The organism is Lacinutrix undariae (assembly GCF_052934785.1).
Genome location: NZ_CM128809.1, coordinates 960,354 through 983,123, shown reverse-complemented (window position 1 = coordinate 983,123; position 22,770 = coordinate 960,354). Strand labels below are relative to the sequence as shown.

Below are 22,770 nucleotides of genomic sequence, written 5' to 3'. Positions count from 1 at the left end.
AGAGATGAAATCTATAATAAAACATAAAATTTTTAGTAAAACTATTCTTTTAGTAGTTGTAGGTGTAACATTACAAAGTTGTTTTGTTGCCAAAGATTACAAAAGACCAGAGATACAAGAAACAGAAGCACTTTACAGAACAGATAACCTGCCAACCGATAGTACATCGTTGGCAGATGTGTCTTGGAGAGACATGTTTACTGACACGCAATTAAAAACATATATCACTCAAGGATTACAAAATAATCTTGATATTAGAGTTGCGTTACAGCAAATGGTTGCTGCTGAGGCTTATGCAAAACAAGGAAAAGCAGGTTATTTACCTACTTTAAGTGTTGGACCTAATTACACACGCCAAGAATTTTCTTCAAACAGTCAGTTTGGATCTATTTTTAATGGCGGATTAGATAGTTATGATGTCACTGCAAACTTATCTTGGGAAGCAGATGTTTGGGGAAAAATACGTAGTAATAAACGCGCAGGAAACGCAGGTTATTTACAAACTGTAGCAGCACACCAAGTAGTAAAAACACAGTTAATTTCTAGTATTGCATCTGTATATTATCAATTGTTAGCATTAGATGCTCAATTAGAAGTCACTAAAAAAACAGTTGAAACTAGAGCAAGTAGTGTAACAACTATTAAAGCTTTAAAAGATGCAGGACAAGTTACTCAGGTTGCTGTAGATCAAAATATAGCACAGTATAATAGTGCGAGGTCTTTACAAGTAGATTTAGAAGCTGCAATTTTTAAAACAGAAAACACTTTAAGTATTTTATTAGGAAATGCACCACAAGATTTTAAACGTGGCGATTTAGCATTACAAACTATAAATGCTGATATTAAATTAGGCGTACCTTCTCTTTTATTAAGAAACAGACCAGATGTTATGGCTGCCGAATATGGCTTAATTCAGTCTTTTGAGTTAACTAATGTTGCTAAAAGTAGCTTTTACCCATCATTAACCTTAACAGCTTCTGGTGGATTACAAAGTTTAGAATTAGATAAATTGTTTAATGTAAATTCTCTTTTTGCAACTGTAGTTGGAGGATTAACACAACCAATTTTTAATCAACGAAAAATAAAAACGCAACACGAAGTCGCTAAAGCGCAACAAGAACAATCACTTTTAAACTTTAAAAAGACACTTTTAGTGGCGGGTAGCGAAGTTTCTAATGCGTTATATACATATAATGCAGAAACTGAAAAGTACCAATACCGTAAAAATGAAGTTGAAGCCTTACGTGCTGCTGAAGCAAATTCTGAAGAGTTATTAAAAAATGGGTATGCAAATTACCTAGATTTATTAACGGCAAGAGAAAGTGCATTAAATGCAGAACTTAACATTATTGAAAACAAATTACAACAACTATTAAGTGTCGTAGATCTTTACGAAGCACTTGGTGGAGGTTGGAAATAAACCCAAAAGCATAACATAAGCACGCACATTATTTAGGAAACTTAATAGGATCCTTTTTATGTGCGTGTTTTTTATTTTGAATAGTTTCTTATTTTTGCATCATGAAAAAAGATATAGACATTCCTAAAGTAGAAGGTGTTTACCTAGCAGTTGTAAATGAGTACAACGATATTTATAAAACTCAAGATTGGAACGCTTACATAATTAACGATAAAGAGGTTGATTTAGAAATGGTTTTAATTGTAACTAGTGGTTATTCTGAAAAGAAAATGACTTCTATTTTTAGAAAAAAATTAGACTTATTACCAAAGAAGAGTTATGCTAAGATTGAATTAATGCAAGAAGATTTATTTGCATTGAATAACCAATTTCAGGTAACTTTTTTTGAAGGCAACCAGATGTTTGATAAAACATTTACTTTTGAAAAGAATACCATTAATCTAGCCGCTTTACAAGCATTACCATTAATGGAGGCTAAAGGTGTTTTGGTAAAATAAATAGGCGACCCGCGTTAGGGAATGAAACGGCATCCTTTTGCGGTTTTTTTAGCAAAAGATACAGTGTAATGCCCGACCTTTAGGTAATGCCCAAAAAACAAAAATCCCTTTGCGAAAAGGGATTTTTTTTAGTCTAATTTATCGGTTAGTTTTTTAAATACTTTTTTAGGATCTTTTCCGTCATAAAGTATCTCGTAAACTGCACATATAATAGGAAGTTGCGTTTTCTTTTTGTTATTAGCATTTAGTAAATACGCACTTTTTGTGGCGTAATAACCTTCGGCAACCATACTCATCTCCATCTGTGCAGATTTTACGGTGTAGCCTTTTCCAATCATGTTTCCAAACATGCGGTTTCTAGAAAATACAGAATATCCAGTCACTAATAAATCGCCTAAATAAGCCGAGTTATTGATGTTACGTTTCATTTTGTGCATTTTCTTAATAAAGCGTTTCATTTCTCTAATGGCGTTACTCATTAATACACTTTGAAAATTATCTCCGTAGCCTAAACCATGTGCTATTCCTGCGGCAATAGCGTAGATGTTTTTAAGCATTACAGCGTATTCTGTACCAATAACGTCATCGCTAATTTTGGTCTTAATGTAATCGCTCTCTAGGTTTTTTGCAATTCCGGTCGCTTTTTCGGCATCGGCGCAAGAAATGGTAAGGTATGATAAACGCTCTAGGGCAACTTCTTCGGCATGACATGGTCCTGCGATTACAGCAATATTGTCAAACGGAATATTATATTCGTCATGAAAATGTTCGCCAACAAGTTTTCCTGTTTCTGGTAAAATTCCTTTTACAGCAGATACGATGGTTTTGTTAGTGATATCAACGTTTAGTTTTTGTAATTCGGAATACATAAATGCAGATGGAATTACAAAAATTAAAACATCGGCATAGGTTGCCATTTCGTTTATATCGTTACTTATTTTTAATTGTTCGGTCTTAAACTCTACCGAACTCAAGTAACTTGGGTTGTGTTGTTCTTTTAATAAATGCTCTTTTGTATAGGCGCTACGCATGTACCAACCAACTTCATCAAGGTTTTCGCACAACATTTTTACAATGGCTGTGGCCCAACTTCCTGCTCCAAATACAGCATATTTTAAAGGGGTATTCATATTTTTTTAAATTTTTAAGAATTCAAAAGTACATAAAATTTCTATCTGCAAGTTAACAAACTAAAATCGATTATAAAACTTGGCACGTGTTTTGAATTGTACTAATCACAACCCTTAAAAAAGTTGGCTTATGAAAACTATAAAACTGCTCTTCATTTTTGCGCTTTCTGCAACACTATTTACTTCTTGTTATAAAGAAGAGGTTGTGTATTATGATAATACGCCAGCTGCATCTTTAAATTCATTATTAAATGCTTACGATTTATGGTATGTTGATGTGAATGAAACTGTGGGTTATGGTGAAACGCCTTTTTTACAAATTGCATTTACGGTGTCATTTAGAAATGGTACGATGTATGCTAATAATAATTTGGTGGGTTTTGGATCTCAAGGAAACGGGTTTGGAATTCCGGTAGCAGATTATGATGCTTATGATATGATTTTGGATGTATATCATGATATTGATGGTTATGAAACTTTTGATGTGTATCAAATAGATAATAATACTATTGAGTTTTACAATCCTTTTAATAATACGTCTTATTTTTTACACGGATATCAACGTTCAAACTTTGATTATGATTACATTTTTTACGATAATATTCATTATTTCTTACAAGAATATGAGGCTTGGGAAAAAACGTATACAAGTGCCGCTGGTGTGGTAAATGAATTTGATAACGAAAACTATTTACAGTTTTTATCTGGTGGAAATGATTCTGAGTTTAAAAGTTCGCAAGATGTCAATGTATATAACCCAAATAATATATATTGGGATTACACAGGAGTTTATGGTGTGGGTAACATAGCTAATAATATGTACTTAAAAACATTAACATTAGATTATGATTACTTCAACAATGAAAACTTTCAATTAAGCGTTTTAGATGATGAGACTATATCTTTATATCACTCTGCATCTGGATCTACTTACGAGTTTTCTGGTCAAGGATATATCCAATATATGAGAGTTGCTACTGAAAACGGACGTGCTATCACATCTAGTGAAAATGTAAAAAAACGTAAACAGAAAACGGAGAAAACCGAAAACACAAGAACAAGTAATAGGGGCTAGATTGGTTGGTTATTTAGCCTCTACACACTCATCTAGATTTATTTTTAGATGAGTGTTTTTATGAAAAAATGTGACTTTTTGGGATTATTAGTGTCCTATAAATTACTACATATGACGTGATTTTAATGATCACATTAATAGGAATTACGTTAGAAATTTTTAAACTTTACAAGAACAAACAATAAACATTAAAACTAAACAAGAATTATGGGATTATTTTCATTTATTAAAAACGCAGGAGCAAAAGTATTTGGTATTGGTAAAACAGAAGAAGAGGAGAAAGCTGAGGCCGCTGCAGCTGCAGTTGCTACCAAATTAAAAGCTGAAGAAACGGCTGCAAAAAAGCTAGAAGAAACAGTAGGAGATTTACAATTAAAAGTTGAAAACTTAAGTGTGCATGTTGCTGGAGATTTAGCAACAGTTTCTGGATTAGCATATGATCAAGCAACTAAAGAAAAAGTTGTATTAGTCGTTGGTAATACTGAAGGTATTGCAACTGTTGATGATCAAATGACTGTTGAACACGTTGAGCCAGAAGCTAAATTTCATACTGTTGTAAGTGGAGATACGCTTGGTAAGATTGCAAAAACATTTTATGGTAATGCAATGAAATACCCTGAAATATTTGAAGCTAACAAACCTATGTTATCTCATCCAGATAAAATTTATCCTGGTCAAGTATTACGTATTCCAAATTTAGACTAATACTTCGTATTATATATTTATAAAAAAAAGCCAGCTCGATAGAGCTGGCTTTTTTTGGTGTAAATTATAAGGTTTAATTATCTTCTGTATTTATCCATTTATTTAATGTTGCGTATAGCTCATCTTTAATAATTGGTTTTGATAAGAAATCTAAACAACCTTTGTTGTAACATTTTTCTTTTTCGTCTGGCATTGAGTATGCTGTTTGCATAATTACTTTAGCATTAGGATCAATAACTAAGATTTTATCTATAGCTTCAATACCACTCATTACGGGCATTCTAATATCTAATAAAACAACATCAATACCTTTTCCTTTGGTTTTAATAAAAACATCAACAGCTTCTTGACCTGTTTTAGCAAAAATAATTTCGGCCTTAGTATCTTTAAGTACAATTTTAAATAAGAGCCTTACTAACGAGTCGTCTTCTGCAATTAATATAGTTTTTCCTTTTAAGAAATCTTTTCTTTTAGGAAGTTCGGCTACTTTGGTTTCGGCTTTTAAACGTGCATATTTTAATGGTAGAGTGAATTCAAATAAAGTACCTTTATTTTCTTCAGATTCTACAGTAATATCACCTCCTAATAAGGTTAAAATACCTTTGCATATTGTTAAACCTAAACCTGTACCGCCATATTTGGCATTGCTTTCGTAATTAAGTTGTTTAAAACGTTCAAATATTTCTATTTGTTTGTTTTTCTTAATTCCCATTCCGTTATCTTTTACAAAGAACTTTACGTTATTTTCTACAACATTAAATCCAAATGAAATTTCACCTTTATCAGAAAATTTTAAAGCATTATTTAAGAGGTTTGAGATTACTTGTTGTAATCTTTGTCCATCTGTTACAATTTGTAAATCTTCAACAGGAATATGTGTTTTAAATACAATATCCTTTTTATGCTTTGCATTTTTTAATTGATTGTAGGTAATTTCTAAGTTTTTAACAAGATTAGAAACGTGGCAATCTTTAAAGGATACTTTTAACTCATTAGATTCTATTTTAGCAATATCTATAATATCGTCTATTAAGTTTAAAAGTTGTTTTGAGTTACCGTCTATAATTTCAAGATATTTAAATCTTTCATCTTTAGTTAAGCTATCATTTTTTAGTAATTCCGAAAATCCTAAAACCCCGTTCATAGGTGTTCTAATTTCGTGACTCATATTTGCAAGAAAGTAGTTTTTGTGCAGGTTGGCTGCTTCAGCTAATTTTTTAGCATCTGTAAGTTCAACTTCAATTGTTTTTTGGGCTGTAATATCTTGTGCAGCACCTCTTAATGCAATTGTTTTTCCTGTTTTATCTACTACGGCTTCTCCTTGTGCTTTAATCCAAATTTCGGAGCCTTCTGTGTTGTTTAAATTAAGCTCTAGCTCGTATGGTGTACCATGTTTGTAGGCTTTTTCAACAGCAGCGGTTAATTTTTCCCAACTTTCTGGAGTAAATATTTTTTTCTGTTCTTTATAATTTGGTGGTGGTAAACTAGGGTCTAAACCATACATTTTGTAGAGTTGTCCTGTCCAAATTACTTTGTCTGTTTTTAAATCTAAATACCAACCTCCTACATGAGTTAATTCTTGTACTCTATTCAGTTCGGCTTCACTTTTGCTAAGTGCTTCTTCTTTTCGTTTAAGTTCTGTGAAATCAGAAATTGTTCCAGCAAATTCTCCTTTTTTAGGCGAAAAGACATTTACCAAGTAGTGTTTGTCTGTATCGGCTATGTAAACATCAAAAGTTTGATCTTTACCTGTTAATGCCGTTTTACTATATCTTTCTAACCAATTGTTTGGGTCTTCTTTTAAATTTGGAATAATATCTAAAATACGTTTCCCTATAATTTCTTCGGTTGTTAAATCTATTATTTTTTCAAAGGCAGGATTAACATCTATATATTCCCAATCTACGGCTTCCCCGTTGGCGTTAGTTATAATTTTGGCATGCATAAAACCTTCGTTAAGGTTTTTAAATAGTTTTTGATATTTTATTCCTGTATCAGCAAGTTGAAGTTCAGTTTCTTTGAGTTTGTTAATGTTGTTTAATGTAATTACAACACCATTAATAGTTTTATTTGAGGTAATAAACGGACTTATGCGGAGTAAGTAATAGTTACTGTTTCTGTCTTTAACCTGGCGTTCTACAATTTTTAATTTTTCTAAAACATATTTAGAATCTTCAATTATAGAGTTTCTTGTGTCTTCTTCAAAATTAGATGTAAAACTAGATACTGTTCTTCCGTGGTCAATTTCATCTAGGTTAAAGACTTCTTTAAGTGCTGGTGTAAATTTTCGGATACGTAAATCTGTATCTAAAAATAAGGTTGCAATTTCAGTATTATCTAATAAATTGGTAATGTCATTGTTTAAGTTGGTAAGCTCTTTATTTTTCTCTTGCATTTCTGTATTTACCGTATACAGTTCTTCATTTACAGATTGAAGTTCTTCATTTGTACTTTGAAGTTCTTCATTTGATGCCATCAACTCTTCGTTAGAAGATTGTAATTCTTCATTACTTGTTTCTAGTTCTTCAATGGCATTTTGTAATTCGGTTTTAGCAATTTTAAGTGCTGTTTCTAAATCTTCTAAACGTTGATTTGAAACTTCTTCTAAATCGATATTATCAATAATTAAAGGCTGAACATCCTTTACGGCAATATCTTCGCTAAATTCAATAAGAAAACAGTTGTCTAAATTATCGTGACCATTTAATTGATGAAACTTTAAATCGAAAGTAAAACTCTGACCAAGTGTTTCATTAATGATACCTTTAATTACAACATCTTGTTTTGTAGCTTCAACACGCCTAATACCGCTTCTAATAATAACAGCAATATCAGGGTTTACCATTTGCAATAGGTTAATCTGAAAAATTCCAGAATTATGCGACAAACGTTTTCCTGCATCTCCATTAATAAAGAGAATATTAAAATCACCATCTATAAATATTGATGGTGGACTAAATTTTTTGCTTAAATATTTTTGAAATACTAATTCTGGACTTTCCTTTATCGTTAAATTAGGTATTGTTATAGGTTCTCTAGGGTATTTATACGCTAAGGTTGAAATTCTTTCTAAATTAGAGCTGTGCGATGGTATTTGCTTTGGTTCGGAGATGTTTTGAAATATTTTCCATTTCACATCAATGGTTTTAAATAACTTTGATGTTTCTCCTAACGACTCGCTATTTCCTAAAAATAAATAAGAATATTGATTTAAAGCAAATTGAAAATTATACATTACTTTTTTCTGAATCTTACTATCAAAATATATAAGTAAGTTTCTACACGTTATAAGATCCATTCTTATAAATGGAGGATCTTTTATTAAGTTATGATTAGAAAACACAATCTTTTCGCGAATGCGTTTTATAATTTGAATTTTATCGCCAGTTTTAATAAAATACTGATCTAGATATTTTTTTTCAATTTCATTTATAATATTTATATGATAGGCTCCAGCTCCTGCAATTGTAAGTGCTCTTGGATCTATATCTGTTGCAAATATTTTGAAATCTAGGTTTAATTGGTGTTCACGTATGTAATTGTCAAATAAGATAGCTATAGAGTAAACTTCTTCTCCTGTAGAACATCCTGCAGTCCAAATTCTTATAGTATCAGAATTTTTTTTGTTCTTGCAAATCTCAGGGATTACATTGTCTTTAAATCTTTTAAAGGCTTCTGTATCTCTAAAAAAACGAGTTACTCCAATTAAAAAATCTTCTTTTAATGCTTGTTGCTCGCTAACATTACTAGATAAAAAGGTAGCATAATCAAATACGTGTTGTATGTTTTTTATATTCATACGCTTTTCAATTCTTCTTAAAAGCGTATTCTTTTTATATTCTCTAAAATCTATTCCAGAGTATTTGTAAACAACAGTAAGTATGTCGTTAATTAAAGTTTCGTTAGATGGGTTTTTCTCAAAATCTTCTTCTAATAATGGTCTGCTAATAGGATTGGCATGTAATATTTCTGCTATCTTTTTAGGGCTTAAAATATAATCTGCCGTATTTGTTGAAATTGCCGAGTTTGGCATTCCATCAAATTGTGCAGTTGTAGGATCTTGAACAATTATAGTACCGCCACCTTCTTTTATAGTTTTTATTCCTCGAGAACCATCAGATCCTGTTCCAGATAAAATAACTCCAATAGAACGCTCTTTATATTCTTCACCTAAGGTGTGAAAAAAGATGTCAATTGGTAAATTTAAATTGTGTTTTGGACCTTTATCTAGTAGGTAGAGTTCGGATCCTTTTACATGTAGGTTTTTACTTCTTTGATTTAAGTAAATGCAATTGGGCTTAATAGTTTGTTTGTCTTCTGCTGTATAAATAGGCATTTTGGTATGCTTACTTAATAACTCAGGCATTAAACTTTTAAAATCAGGAGATAAGTGCTGAACTATAATAAATGCCATTCCTGTGTCGTTAGGCATATGATCAAACAGACTTTGAATGGCGTCTAAACCTCCTGCTGATGCACCAATACCAACAACGTAAAATTTGGGGTTTTCGTTTTTCATTTCATTTCAATTGTAAAAAAAATAAGATATTTTTCTTACGTTTTTAGGGATTGTTTTTTGCTAAAAATCATCTTTCTTTAACTCAACCTATAAGGTGTAATAGCTTTAGATTGATGCTCTCATCTTATAGATATACGTATAAATATAGAAGAGGGTTTTTGGGGATTGCTTTTATTTGTGGCTATTTTTAAAAAAATATAACATATAATATTTTTTAATAGCTGCTTACAAAAGCAGCTACAAATATACTTAAAATATAGGAAGCAAAGGTGTAATAGGTGTTAAGTGTAAATTATGGAAAACTCATTATATGTTATGTTTTACAGAAAAACAGATACATAAAAATATTTTGATGAAAACTATAAAAGGCTATGGTGATAAAAAATTATATCAACATAGCCATATACTGCAAAAAAACATATATTTAATTAAGTATATGACGATGTTTTGATATGGAAATAAGATGTTGTTTTTTAATTAAATATTGCTTTTAAAGCTTTTATATCATTAGGTTTTGCTATGATTTTTTTATCCTTATCTAAAATAAAATAGGTTGGAGTTGCTGTAATATTGTACATTTTAGAAATTGGATTATCCCATTTATCAAGTGCTAAAACATGAATAAAATTAGGGTAATTATTTATTGTTTTTTTCCAATTTTCAACATCATCTTCTAATGCTATTGCAATTACTTTTGTGCCTTCAGGAATTAGTGTTTTTACTTCTGGTAATTCTTGTAAACAATGACCGCAAGTGCTGCTCCAAAAAATTAATAGATAACTATCAGTGTCTTTTATATCGTGTAAAGTGGTGGTTTGTGTGGTGTTGTTTTGAGTGATTGCAATATCAAAATTTTGAGCAATAGCTCCAATTGAAGTGTTTTTATACCCCATCAAAACAGTCTCTAATTCTTCATTTTGAGTTTGTTTTGCTAATGAAATTAAATAATTATCAGAAATATAGTTTGCTAATGTAGGGTTTTCTAAATCTGCAAAATGTTGCCAAATAAGTTGTAATAATGAAATTTTAATAGTTGTTGTATCGTTGTTGTCTCCTATTGCAGCAACTAAATTGTCAATATTTGAAATGTAAGTTTCATTATCTGTATTTTGAGACATTCCAAAAACATAAGCAAGTACACGATCTACTAAAAAATCTGAGCTTTGTAGTAACGGATTATTAAAATTAACATGTTTTAAATAGGTGTCTTTTAAGTGGTTTGAATAGGTTGTGATGTCTTCATATTTTTTTGGAATGTAAGGTGAATTTGCTTTAATAAATACATTAACCATTTTACCTTTTGAAGCATCCTCAAATGCTGTTTGTGTATCGGCTAGTGTTTTAAAAATATCTTTAAAAGCTGATTTGTCTGTACTTTCTTTAGTGTAATAGTTACTAATGGTCATGTTTACCAATTCCATGCTTTTAGTATAAGATGACCATAGCTTGTTCTCTGTAGAGGTTGTAAAGTCTAATCCTTTTTCTGTACTATAAGTGATGGCAACGTCTTCTTTTCCGTTATAAATAAAGTCAAAGTTATTTTCTTCTGGAGGTAAAGCATATACAATTTTGTATATTCCTTTTGCAGCTGTAGAGTCTAAATTAATACTAAAATGACCTTCAGTATCAATTTGTGATCTATCTATATAGCTAGCGCCATTAGGTGTAGCATAGTATAAAAAAGCGTAAGTATACTCTTCAACAGGCGTAAGCGTGCCTTCAATTTTATGTTGTGAAAATAAAAATGTAGGGAGTAAAAATAAGAGATATATAAGGTGTTTCATTTTTAATAAGTATTTATGTGTGAACTTCAATTATTGAGCCAAAATTGGTTTTAAAACAGATAAGGCTTGATCTACGGTTTTTATACGTTCAAAAGTTAATAATAAACGTAATCCATTTCTGGTTTGTTTTTCTTTCATTTTACAGGCTCTTGGGTGTGTTTGTACAAAGTTTAAAACACGGGTAAAATTAGGGCTGCTGTAAAAACCACTCTGTTGGTCGGTAATAAAATACCCAATGAGTCGGCCTTGTTTCATCACTACTTTTTCTAACCCCATTTTTGTAGCTAACCATTTTACGCGAACGCTATTTAATAAATCTATAACTGGTATTGGAAGTTCTCCAAAACGGTCTAAAATATCTGCTTCAAATTTAACCAATTCCTCTTCGGTTTTAATACCGTTAAGTTTCGTGTAAAGGTTAAGGCGTTCGGTAATATTATTTACATAATCATCTGGGAAAAGAAGTTCAAAATCACTATCAATAGTAATATCTTTAACATAGTCTTTTTCTTTTCCGTCGTCTTCATTATAAAGATATTTAAACTCGTTTTCTTTAAGTTCTTCTATAGCTTCATTTAATATTTTTTGATAAGTATCAAATCCAATATCATTAATAAATCCACTTTGTTCTCCTCCTAATAAATCTCCGGCACCTCTAATTTCAAGATCTTTCATAGCGATATTAAATCCACTACCAAGTTCGGTAAATTGTTCTAAGGCAGTAATACGTTTTCTTGCATCTTCGGTCATTGCCGAATATTCGGGTGTAATAAAATAACAGAATGCCTTTTTATTACTACGACCAACACGACCACGCATTTGGTGTAAATCACTCAGACCAAAATTATTGGCATTATTAATAAAAATAGTATTGGCGTTACTAACATCAAGTCCGCTTTCAATAATAGTAGTACTCACCAAAACATCAAACTCACCATTCATAAAGGCAAGCATTAATTCTTCTAGCTTTTTACCATCCATTTGGCCATGCCCAATACCTATTTTAGCATCGGGTACCAAACGCTGAATCATACCAGCAACTTCTTTGATATTTTCAATACGATTATGAATAAAAAATATTTGTCCGCCACGTTCAATTTCATAACTCACGGCATCTCTAATAGTTTCTTCACTAAAACGTACTACATGACTCTCAATGGGGTAGCGATTTGGTGGAGGTGTAGTAATTACCGATAAATCTCTAGCCGCCATTAGGCTAAACTGAAGCGTTCTTGGTATAGGTGTTGCGGTTAATGTTAACACATCTACATTTTGTTTTAGTGTACGTAATTTTTCTTTTACGGCAACTCCAAATTTCTGTTCTTCGTCAACCACTAAAAGCCCTAAATCTTTAAAAACAACATTTTTACTTGCTAGTTGATGAGTTCCAATAATAATATCAACACTACCATTTTTTAAGTTTTCTAAAGTGGTGCGTTTTTCTTTTGCAGTTCTAAAGCGATTTACATAATCAACCGTTACCGGGAATTCTTTTAAACGTTCTCTAAAAGTACGCGCATGTTGGTAAGCTAAAATAGTTGTAGGGACTAAAATAGCGACTTGTTTTCCGTTATCTACAGCTTTAAAAGCGGCACGAATTGCTACTTCGGTTTTACCAAAACCTACATCACCACAAATTAAACGATCCATAGGACGTTCGCTTTCCATATCTTCTTTAATATCGGCAGTTGCAGTACTTTGGTCTGGTGTGTCTTCGTAAATAAAAGACGCTTCCAACTCGTGTTGCATATAACTATCAGGATTGTATTGATAGCCTTTTTCTAGCTTACGTTTGGCGTATAAATTAATGAGGTTAAAGGCAATTTCTTTAACTCTAGATTTTGTTTTCTGTTTAAGAGTTTTCCAAGCTTTACTTCCTAGTTTATAAACCTTGGGTGGTTTCCCGTCTTTACCGTTAAATTTTGTGATTTTATGTAACGAATGTATGCTCAAATACAGCACATCGCGTTCGCCGTAAATTAATTTTATAGCCTCTTGTTTTTTGCCTTCTACATCTATTTTTTGAAGTCCGCCAAACTTTCCAATTCCATGATCAATATGAGTTACATAATCCCCAATATCTAGTTTTGTAAGTTCTTTAAGTGTAATGGCTTGTTTTTTGGCATATCCGTTTTTAAGCTGAAATTTATGATAACGCTCAAATATTTGATGATCAGTATAACAGGTGATTTTTGCATCATGATCCACAAAACCTTGAAATAAAGATAATACTACGGTTTGATATTTCACTTCAACATCTACATCATCAAAAATATCATGAAAACGTTTAGCTTGTTGCTCACTTATACAAGCAATATAATTGGTGTAACCTCGATTGTGATGTGTGTTTAAATCTTCAATTAAAATATTGAATTGTTTATTAAACGATGGTTGAGGTGTGGTGTTGAATGTAATTGTTTCGGCATCAGGTATATCTTTTGTAAATAGATTAGTATTACCAAATTCAACCACTGAAAACTCTAATAATTGTTCTTTTAATTCTTTTGAATTACAAAAAAGCACTTCAGGCTCAGCATGTTTTATGTCTTTAGATAGCTTTTGAAAGGCATCTTCTGCTTTTCCGTAAAAATCATCAATTCTAGAAAAAAGCAAATCGGCATTTTTAGTGAATACCACCGTTTTTTGAGCAATATATTTCAGAAAACTCTGGCGGTTTTCTTCCATAAATTTATTAGCAACATTTGGGATGATGCTTATTTTTTTTATTTGTTCTGTTGAGAGTTGCGTTTCTACATCAAACGTACGAATACTATCTACTTCATCTCCAAAAAATTCAATACGATACGGCTCGTCATGTGAAAATGAAAACACATCAACAATTCCTCCACGTACCGAAAACTCACCCGGTTCGGTAACAAAATCTACGCGTTTAAATTTGTATTCAAATAAAACTTCGTTTGTAAAATCGATAGAAAGACTATCATTTACCGAAATTTTAAGCGTGTTTTTATCTAGCTCCTTTCGGGTCACTACTTTTTCAAATAGTGCATCTGGATAGGTTACAATTAAGGCTGGTTTTTTTTGCGAATTAATTCGGTTTAAAACCTCGGCACGTAACAATACATTGGCATTATCTGTTTCTTCAATTTGATATGGCCTACGATAACTACCAGGATAAAACAGTACGTCTTTTGTACTGAGCATGGTTTCTAAATCATTTAAATAAAATGCAGCTTCCTCTTTATCATTAAAAATAAGAAGGTAAGGTTTGTTGGTTTCTTTAAATGTTTCGGCTAACACAAAGGATAATGCTGATCCAGTAAGTCCTTTTAAATGTGTTTTACTTTGGGTTTTGGCAATAGCAGTTTTCAGATTCTGCGTTTGCAGAGTCTGTGCGTAAGTTTGCGAGAGGAGAGTTTTGCTCAAGACAATATGTTTAAGGTGTAAATATAACGGATAGATATTAGAATGAAAATATAAGAGTTGTCAATTTTTTGTTAATAATTGATGTTTTATTTCGGTATGTTTATTCATATATTTATATTTCAAAAGCAAAAAAAAATGTGTAGGTTTGCAGCACTTTTAAAAACAAGGAGATATGTCAATTTCAGATTTATTTGATAGCGGATTTAGAAAGCGTAATGAAGATCATTTTGCAGCAATAGTAAGAGTTGCGATGAGTGATGGATTTATTTCTGATGAAGAAAAAAAATTTTTAGACCGATTAGCTAGAAATTTAGATATAAATGAAGACGATTATAAAATAATCTTAAAAGATTATAAATCGCACCCAATTAATCCACCATCGTCTTATGATAGACGTTTAGAACGTTTATACGATTTAGCGCGTATGGTATGGGTTGATCACATGGAAACAGAAGCTCAAGTAGTGATGTTAGAAAGACTATGTGTAGGTTTAGGGTTTAACTCAAACAATGCAAAATATGTAACTGATAAAGCATTATGCTTAGTACATGAAGGTGTTGATTTGGATACCTTTACTGAAGAAATTAAATCTATGAATAGATAATTTTCTATCTCATAATTTTATATAAAAAAAGCGAACTAAATTAATAGTTCGCTTTTTTTGTCCTTATAATTAACGTTTTAGGCCGTAACCCCTGTGTTATTTTGCATTTCGCATAAACTCTTCAGCTTTTTCTACCATATTTTTACTTCCGCAGATAAAGGGTACACGTTGGTGTAGCTCGGTTGGTTGAATATCCATAATTGCTGTAAAACCATCACTCGCTTTTCCATTAGCTTGTTCTGCTAAAAAGGCCATCGGGCTACATTCGTATAGTAAACGTAATTTACCATTTGAGTTTTTTGAGCTTTTAGGGTATAAATAAATACCTCCTTTTATCATGTTTCTATGAAAATCGGACACTAAAGAGCCAATATATCTGCTGGTATATGGTCTTGTACCTTCTTCCATTTGGCAGTATTTTATGTAATCTTTTATCCCTTGTGGAAATTGAATGTAATTTCCTTCGTTTACAGAATAAATTTGTCCGTCTTCAGGAAACTGCATATCTGGATGTGATAAATAAAATGTTCCTATTGCAGGGTTTAATGTAAAACCGTTTACGCCATCACCGGTTGTATAAACTAGCATTGTTGAGGTGCCGTAAACTACATAACCTGCGGCAACTTGCTGATTTCCTTTTTGTAGAAAATCGTCAATAGTTACAGGACTTCCAACAGGAGTAACGCGTCTAAAGACTGAAAATATGGTTCCTACAGAAACATTAACATCAATATTTGAAGATCCATCAAGAGGATCAATTAATACTACATATTTGTTTTGATTATTCTCATCCTGACTATTTATTGAAATAAAATCGTCTTCTTCTTCACTCGCAATTCCACAAACAATATTTCTATTTGTTAAGGTTTGTATAAACTTATCATTAGCGTAAACATCTAGTTTTTGTTGATCTTCACCTTGAATGTTTGTATCTCCAGCGGCTCCAATAATATCTACTAAACCAGCTTTGTTAACTTCGTGATTAACTACTTTTGCAGCAAGTCTGATTGAATTGATAAGGCGTGAGAGCTCTCCAGAGGTATACTTAAAAGAAGATTGGTTCTCAATTATGAATTCACCTAGAGTCTGATTTTTTTGAGACATGAATTGTGTGTTGTTGGTTTGTGCAAATATCATCTTTTTTTATGCAACTACAACGTTTTCGTGTTATATTTATATCGTTACATTCTATAGTTTAGGTTATATTTGTTCTTCCTTTTATGTAAATATGAATTTTTTTATCAGAGAAGCTAGAAAAGGCGATATGCCTTATGTCTTGCAATTAATTAATGAATTGGCCGTTTTTGAGAAAGAACCAGACGCCGTTGAGGTGACTGTTGCCGATTTGGAAGCTGATGGTTTTGGCGAAAATCCTAAGTTTAAATGTTTTGTTGCCGAATACGAAAACCATATTTATGGTATTGCTTTGGTGTACATGCGTTATTCTACATGGAAAGGCGCCGTACTTCATCTTGAAGATTTAATTGTAAGTGCATCTATGAGAGGGAAAGGTTTAGGTACTTTATTGCTAGATGAAGTTGTAAAATATGGGTATCAACTAAAAGTAAAACGTATATGTTGGGATGTTTTAGATTGGAACGCACCTGCCATTGCATTTTACGAACAAAAAGGTGCCGATGTAAAAAGAGATTGGGATGTAGTACATCTCGATGAGAAAGGAATACAAACCTATATATCTAAATTATAATATGAAGGTTTTTAAATTTGGTGGTGCTTCTGTAAAAGATGCCGACGGGGTAAGAAATTTAGCGTCTGTATTACAAAAAGTAGGTTATAGCGATACCTTAATTATTGTTTCGGCAATGGGTAAAACTACCAATGCTTTAGAACAAGTAATTAGCGAATATTGCAATAAAACCACAGCATTACAAAGTGCATTACAAGAGGTTAAAAAATATCACAATGCTATTTTATTAGACCTGTTTGAAGATGAAAACCATGTTATTTTTAAAACGATAGCTGATCTTTTTGAAGAATTAAATAGCTTTTTAAGTCGAAATAAATCACCAAATTATAATTTTATATACGATCAAGTAATTGGTTACGGTGAACTTGCTTCAACCACAATAATTAGTGCTTATTTAAATGAAATAGAACTTGTTAATAGTTGGTTGGATGTCAGAGATCTTATAAAAACAGATAATTATTACCGACGTGCTAATGTGAATTGGGAAACGACACAGCATCAAATTATAAAAGCATTTAAAAAAGATACATTACAAATTACACAAGGTTTTTTAGCAAGTGATTGTAATAATTTCACCACCACTTTAGGTCGTGAAGGAAGTGATTATACCGCAGCAATATTTGCATATTGTTTAAATGCCGAGAGTGTAACGATATGGAAAGATGTTCCGGGAGTATTAAATGCAGATCCTCGTTATTTTGAAAATGCACAATTATTAGAGCATATTTCATATAAAGAAGCGATAGAATTGGCATTTTATGGTGCTTCTGTAATTCATCCTAAAACATTGCAACCCCTGCAACGTAAGGAAATTCCGTTATATGTAAAATCATTTTTACATCCCGAAAACCCAGGAACAAAAGTGTCTAAAGTTGAAGGGATTCAGCCTCAAGTGCCTTGTTTTATTGTTAAAAAACAGCAGGTATTGATTTCTTTGTCTTCTCTTGATTTTTCATATATAGTCGAAGAAAATATTAGTGCTATTTTCACCTTATTACATTTGTATAAAATGAAAGTAGATCTCATTCAAAATTCGGCCATAAGCTTTTCGGTTTGTGTCGATGACATCTATAATAATCTAGATAAATTAGTACAACATTTAAAAGAAAAGTATAAAGTTAATTGGTTAGAAAACGTATCATTATACACCATTAGGCATTATAATGAAGACGATATTAAGCAATTAGAAATAGGTAAAGATGTGTTGATGAAACAATTAACACGAGGAACAGTACAGATCGTAACTAAATAAACAATTTAGTACATTTACATTTATGAGTAAGGAACAAGATACAGGATTGGTAACCGCAAAAGAGGTTGCAAAAGCCATACAAATAGACAAGTATGGGTTTGTGGGAACTTTTATGGGGTGGATGTTAATGAAAGTACTTAAAATTTCAACATTAAATAAAGTTTATAATAAGAATAAGCATTTAAAAGATGTGGCATTTTTAGATGCTATTTTAGATGACTTTCAAATTAAATTTGAAATCCCAGAAGAAGACTTAAAACGTTTGCCAAAAGATGGTGCATATATTACAATTTCTAATCATCCGTTAGGAGGAATAGACGGTATTTTATTATTAAAATTAATGCTCGAACAACGCAAAGATTTTAAAATTATAGCTAACTTTTTATTACATCGTATTGCGCCAATTAAAGATTATATTATGCCTGTAAATCCTTTTGAGGATCGCAAAGATGTAAAATCTAGTTTAGCAGGGTTTAAAAATTCAATATTACATTTAAGAGCAGGTCATCCGTTAGGTGTTTTTCCAGCGGGAGAAGTATCGACTTATAAAGATGGTAAATTAGTGGTGGATAAACCGTGGGAAGAAGCGGCTATGAAACTCATTCAAAAAGCTGAAGTTCCTGTAGTGCCAATTTATTTTCACGCCAAAAATAGCAGGTTGTTTTATAAGCTATCTAAAATTAGCGATACGTTTAGAACAGCTAAATTACCATCGGAAGTACTTACGCAAAAGCGTCGTATAATTAAAGTGAGAATAGGGAAACCTATATCTGTAAAAGATCAAAAAGAACATGGTGGACTTAAAGAATTTTCCGAATTTTTAAGAAAGAAAACCTATATGCTTTCTAACGCTTTTGATGATGATGATAAAGAAAACAGACTGAGTCATATTTCTTCAACATTAAAAACGCCAAAACCACCAAAACGTATTGTAACGCCAATTGATAAAGCGGTTATGATGGAAGAAGTGGCAGCTTTAAAAGCTAATGACTGTCGTTTGTTAGAGAGTAAAAATTACGAAGTATTTTTAGCCGAACCCAAAGCAATACCTAATATTCTTAGGGAAATAGGACGCTTACGCGAAATTACATTCAGAGAAGTAGGAGAGGGAACTAACGAGGCTATTGACTTAGATACGTTTGATACTTATTATCACCACATGTTTTTATGGGATAATAATACCAACCAACTTGCTGGAGCTTACCGAATGGGATTAGGAAGTAAAATTTTTGAAGCCTATGGAATTGACGGATTTTATCTTCAAGATTTATTCCGTTTTGAACCAGAACTTTATAAAATGATGAGCGAATCTATCGAGTTAGGTCGTGCCTTTATTATTAAAGAATTTCAGCAAAAACCAATGCCTTTATTTTTACTATGGAAAGGGATTGTGCATACCACATTACGTTACCCTGAACACAAATTTTTAATTGGAGGTGTAAGTATTAGTAACCAGTTTTCTAATTTCTCAAAATCACTAATGATTGAGTTTATGAAATCTCATTACTACGATCCATATTTGGCGCAATACGTACATCCTAAAAAAGAATTTAAGGTAAAATTAAAAGATGCCGATAAGGATTTTGTGTTTGATGAAACTGAAGCCGATCTTAATAAATTTGATAAATTTATTGATGAGATTGAACCTGGCGCATTACGTTTACCAGTGTTACTTAAAAAGTACATTAAACAAAATGCAAGATTAATGGCGTTTAACGTAGATCCGTTGTTTAATAACTCGGTAGATGGTTTAATGTATATTAAGATAGCCGATTTACCAGAAAGTACTGTAAAACCGGTTATGGAAGAATTTCAAGCCGAATTGGAAAGTAAATTCTCCAATGGGGAACAGGATGATAAATAGACATAAAAAAAAACGCCGAAATTTTAAATTTCGGCGTTTTTTTTATGTGTTATATAAAGATTAAAACCAAGGTTTCTTTCCAACTTGGTACGTGTTGTAAAACTCCTTATCAGATTTAGTAAGGTAGATAATACCTTCTATAAGTCCGATCATTCCAGGAATCCAAATAAATAACATTCCAACACCAACGCAAGATAATACCATTGCTAAAAGGAAAACTCCTAGTAAGATACCACCTTCTTTATTATATCCTAAAACAAATTTGTGAACTCCAAAAGCCCCTAATAAGATAGCTAAAATACCAGCCATTACTTTTTTGTTATCTCCAGATGCTTTGTCAAAAACCTCTTTTGCGCCATCAGAAAACTCCTTAACTGTTTCTTTTGCTCCATCTTTAATTTCGTTAAGATCTTCTTTTATGTTGTTATCTTCAGACATTATTTTTTTATTTATTAGTTGTTATCCTTCAAAGATAGTGAAAAATCAATTCAATTTATAAAAACGCACTATCAACTGGTTCCCATAATTCTACTTTGTTGGCATCAAGGTCTAAAATCTATTCTATATTATTTTAAAATAAATTTGGTTAGTTTTTTATGAATATCAGTTGTAACAAGTGCTTGTTTTATTAATTTTTTTAAATATCACTTGTGAGTGTAAACTCATGAGGTGTATCAACAAATTATGTTTAATTACTTGCTGATTATACAAGTTTAAAGTTTAAAATTTAAGAATTATGAAAAAAACAATTTGCATTTTATTACCCATTATTGTAATTTTATTTAGTGGATGTAATTCAGATTAACAGTTAACAGAAGTAAACGCTAATAATGTTTTAGAAAATTTTAATGAATACCGATTAAATTATCAAGGAGATGAAAATAGTATTGAAAGTACTGACCCATACACAACCTGCTTGATCAAACATCAAATTATGATAATATATATTTAAATTATTAACACATGATATATCATACGATAATAATAATTCAATAATATTAACAGGTTCTTTTAATTATAAACTGACTGAAGCTGATAAAAAAATATTAGAGATCTTCATCAGTGATTTTAACAATAGTGATATTAATAGTTTCTTTTCTAAAGCAGAAGATTATAAAAATTTCCTTTGAGAAGAGTCTTTAACCCAAATGCAACAATTCTATCTTATAAAAACTTTAGAAGAATTAAAATGGACTAAATATAGTATTTGGACGATGAAAAATAACGCATCATTACGAAGAGATCCTGATGCTTGTTTTAACCAATGTATGAAAGTGCTATAAATGATCTATTAGATTCATGGGGTGGTTGGGCTAAATTTGTATTAGCACCTGGTGCTTCAGTTGGTTGGATGGCTGCTGAATGTATAGAGAAATGTCACTTTAAAGATAAACTACCAAAAACACCATAAAAATCATGAATACTATAAAAAATAATATTATATTGAAAGTTGAGCTTTTAGCTTTAATCACTTCTGTGATTTTGGTTTTTTTAACCACTGTAGGTAGATTAAGTTCGTTACCAACTGTACTTGTTTTAGCCACTTTAAGTATGTACTTTTTTCCTGTCAAATTTTTGTTTCCAAATAGAAATTTATATTTAATCATTTCGGGAATTATATTAGCACTAAGCTTAGCTAGCGGAGTTTTATTATTGTATAAAGATTTTGATATTTTAAGTACAATACTTTGTTTTTTAAACTTTGGTTATTTAATTTACCTAGGTTTTTTTGTTGGTAATGATAAATTACCTATCCAGAAATACAGGTATTTAGTGCTAATTCATTTTTTAGTTTTATTTATACTCTTTTAAATAATAACGTGATATAATAAAGATGTCGAAGAAGAGTTTTAAAAAAACCGAAATTTTAAAAATTTCGGGTTTTTTTATGTGTTTTATAAATATTAAAATCAAGATTTTTCCAACTTGAGAGTTGTTGTCTATATTACACAATTTACAAAAAAGCACTATCAATAGGTTCCCATAATTCCACTTTATTGCCATCAAGATCTAAAATCCATCCAAATTTCCCGTATTCATATTCTTCCATTTCACCAACAATAGTAACACCTTCTTCTTTTAAAACTTTTAAAAGTTCCACTAAATTTTCTACTCTGTAGTTAAACATAAAGTCTCTTTTTGAAGGTTCAAAATAAGTAGTGTCTTCAGGAAACGGACTCCAATTTGTAGAGCAGTTTTCGCCATTATTATCTTTAGACCAAAATGTACAGCCGTAATCGTCTGTATTAAAACCTAAATGTTTTTTGTACCAATCTTTTGTTGCTTGTGGATCTTTAGTTTTAAAGAATAGACCTCCAATTCCGGTGACACGTTTTTTCATAATAAAGGGTTATTTTTTTAAGTTAGCTTCGTAAACAGTTATCCAGTCTTTAACACTAAGTTTCAGACATAGCTCAGCGATTAAATCAAACGGAATCTCGTCAAATTTTTTAAATCTAATACAGCTTTTTCCCATATCTAGTTTGCGTTTGCAATGTTTTGGATATTCATTTACAAACCACTCATGTAATTCTGGGACTACATAAATACCACTATGATATAAATTGATTGAGTTTTTTTGTGACGCAAAACTCATAAAAGGCAAAGGTTCGCTTGGTGTACAATGATAGCCATCTGGGTATAGGCTATGCGGTACATAATATCCAATCATACCATATTGTATACCTTCTTCAAAACCTTTTGGCAGATGATCTGTAATTGTTTTGCGTAAGGTGTTTAATATCGGTTTGCGTTCATCTGGCACTTGATTTATGTAATCTTCGGGAGATGTGGCTTTGTATTGCATGCTGAATTTTTGTTATAAA

Annotated in this window: 19 protein-coding genes; 11 read left to right on the top strand and 8 right to left on the bottom strand. The window is 31.3% G+C overall.

Going from position 1 to position 22,770, the window contains the following annotated elements; all coding sequences use genetic code 11:
- The first annotated feature begins 4 nt into the window (after nt 1-4).
- Nucleotides 5-1,420 (top strand): efflux transporter outer membrane subunit, encoded by a 1,416-nt coding sequence (locus tag ACU4C5_RS04400; RefSeq protein ID WP_446845848.1) that lies wholly within the window; start codon nt 5-7, stop codon nt 1,418-1,420.
- Nucleotides 1,421-1,521: 101 nt separating this feature from the next.
- Entirely contained in the window at nt 1,522-1,917 is a 396-nt protein-coding gene (locus tag ACU4C5_RS04395; RefSeq protein WP_446845847.1) for a hypothetical protein, read from the top strand.
- Nucleotides 1,918-2,045: 128 nt separating this feature from the next.
- Here ACU4C5_RS04395 and ACU4C5_RS04390 read toward each other — a convergent pair whose 3' ends face one another.
- Nucleotides 2,046-3,047, bottom strand: coding sequence for an NAD(P)H-dependent glycerol-3-phosphate dehydrogenase (locus ACU4C5_RS04390; RefSeq protein WP_446845846.1), 1,002 nt, complete (start codon nt 3,045-3,047; stop codon nt 2,046-2,048).
- 130 nt (nt 3,048-3,177) lie between these two features.
- Between ACU4C5_RS04390 and ACU4C5_RS04385 the strand changes: the two genes are divergently transcribed.
- Entirely contained in the window at nt 3,178-4,122 is a 945-nt protein-coding gene (locus tag ACU4C5_RS04385) for a nicotinic acid mononucleotide adenyltransferase (protein WP_446845845.1), read from the top strand.
- 207 nt (nt 4,123-4,329) lie between these two features.
- Complete coding sequence (gene lysM, locus ACU4C5_RS04380) at nt 4,330-4,827, top strand: peptidoglycan-binding protein LysM (RefSeq protein WP_446845844.1); 498 nt, start codon at nt 4,330-4,332, stop codon at nt 4,825-4,827.
- A gap of 73 nt (nt 4,828-4,900) precedes the next feature.
- On the opposite strand, the gene ACU4C5_RS04375 is transcribed toward lysM, so the two are convergent.
- From ACU4C5_RS04375 to mfd, 3 genes are all read right to left on the bottom strand, one after another.
- Complete coding sequence (locus ACU4C5_RS04375; protein WP_446845843.1) at nt 4,901-9,346, bottom strand: chemotaxis protein CheB; 4,446 nt, start codon at nt 9,344-9,346, stop codon at nt 4,901-4,903.
- Nucleotides 9,347-9,819: 473 nt separating this feature from the next.
- Nucleotides 9,820-11,130: a TlpA family protein disulfide reductase gene (locus ACU4C5_RS04370; RefSeq protein WP_446845842.1), complete on the bottom strand. Its 1,311-nt coding sequence runs from the start codon at nt 11,128-11,130 to the stop codon at nt 9,820-9,822.
- A gap of 30 nt (nt 11,131-11,160) precedes the next feature.
- A complete protein-coding gene (gene mfd / locus ACU4C5_RS04365) occupies nt 11,161-14,517 on the bottom strand; it encodes a transcription-repair coupling factor (protein WP_446845841.1) in 3,357 nt (1,118 codons plus the stop codon).
- Between the two features lie 172 nt (nt 14,518-14,689).
- On the opposite strand from mfd, the gene ACU4C5_RS04360 reads away from it, so the two are divergent.
- Nucleotides 14,690-15,121, top strand: a complete 432-nt coding sequence (locus ACU4C5_RS04360; protein WP_446845839.1) for a tellurite resistance TerB family protein — start codon at nt 14,690-14,692, stop codon at nt 15,119-15,121.
- A gap of 96 nt (nt 15,122-15,217) precedes the next feature.
- On the opposite strand, the gene fbp is transcribed toward ACU4C5_RS04360, so the two are convergent.
- On the bottom strand, nt 15,218-16,225 hold the full coding sequence (gene fbp / locus ACU4C5_RS04355; protein ID WP_446846425.1) for a class 1 fructose-bisphosphatase: 1,008 nt from the start codon (nt 16,223-16,225) through the stop codon (nt 15,218-15,220).
- Between the two features lie 124 nt (nt 16,226-16,349).
- Here fbp and ACU4C5_RS04350 point away from each other — a divergent pair, with 124 nt between their 5' ends.
- From ACU4C5_RS04350 to ACU4C5_RS04340, 3 genes are read left to right on the top strand one after another with little or no spacing between them, the layout of a single operon-like run.
- A complete protein-coding gene (locus ACU4C5_RS04350) occupies nt 16,350-16,829 on the top strand; it encodes a GNAT family N-acetyltransferase (protein ID WP_446845838.1) in 480 nt (159 codons plus the stop codon).
- A gap of 1 nt (nt 16,830) precedes the next feature.
- Nucleotides 16,831-18,081 (top strand): aspartate kinase, encoded by a 1,251-nt coding sequence (locus tag ACU4C5_RS04345; protein ID WP_446845837.1) that lies wholly within the window; start codon nt 16,831-16,833, stop codon nt 18,079-18,081.
- A 22-nt stretch (nt 18,082-18,103) separates the two neighbouring features.
- Nucleotides 18,104-19,945 (top strand): lysophospholipid acyltransferase family protein, encoded by a 1,842-nt coding sequence (locus ACU4C5_RS04340; RefSeq protein WP_446845836.1) that lies wholly within the window; start codon nt 18,104-18,106, stop codon nt 19,943-19,945.
- A 60-nt stretch (nt 19,946-20,005) separates the two neighbouring features.
- Here ACU4C5_RS04340 and ACU4C5_RS04335 read toward each other — a convergent pair whose 3' ends face one another.
- On the bottom strand, nt 20,006-20,383 hold the full coding sequence (locus ACU4C5_RS04335) for a TM2 domain-containing protein (protein WP_446845835.1): 378 nt from the start codon (nt 20,381-20,383) through the stop codon (nt 20,006-20,008).
- Between the two features lie 710 nt (nt 20,384-21,093).
- Here ACU4C5_RS04335 and ACU4C5_RS04330 point away from each other — a divergent pair.
- Genes ACU4C5_RS04330 through ACU4C5_RS04320 form a run of 3 tightly spaced genes read left to right on the top strand, consistent with a single transcriptional unit; the run spans nt 21,094 to nt 21,757 of the window.
- Entirely contained in the window at nt 21,094-21,228 is a 135-nt protein-coding gene (locus ACU4C5_RS04330; RefSeq protein ID WP_446845834.1) for a hypothetical protein, read from the top strand.
- A complete protein-coding gene (locus ACU4C5_RS04325) occupies nt 21,210-21,356 on the top strand; it encodes a hypothetical protein (RefSeq protein WP_446845833.1) in 147 nt (48 codons plus the stop codon). The genes ACU4C5_RS04330 and ACU4C5_RS04325 overlap by 19 nt, the downstream gene beginning before the upstream one ends.
- Nucleotides 21,357-21,361: 5 nt before the next feature.
- On the top strand, nt 21,362-21,757 hold the full coding sequence (locus ACU4C5_RS04320; protein ID WP_446845831.1) for a hypothetical protein: 396 nt from the start codon (nt 21,362-21,364) through the stop codon (nt 21,755-21,757).
- A gap of 142 nt (nt 21,758-21,899) precedes the next feature.
- On the opposite strand, the gene ACU4C5_RS04315 is transcribed toward ACU4C5_RS04320, so the two are convergent.
- Nucleotides 21,900-22,286 carry a VOC family protein gene (locus ACU4C5_RS04315; RefSeq protein WP_446845830.1) on the bottom strand — a complete coding sequence of 129 codons (387 nt, stop codon included), beginning with the start codon at nt 22,284-22,286 and terminating at the stop codon, nt 21,900-21,902.
- Nucleotides 22,287-22,295: 9 nt separating this feature from the next.
- A complete protein-coding gene (locus tag ACU4C5_RS04310; protein ID WP_446845829.1) occupies nt 22,296-22,751 on the bottom strand; it encodes a DUF1801 domain-containing protein in 456 nt (151 codons plus the stop codon).
- Between the last annotated feature and the right edge of the window lie 19 nt (nt 22,752-22,770).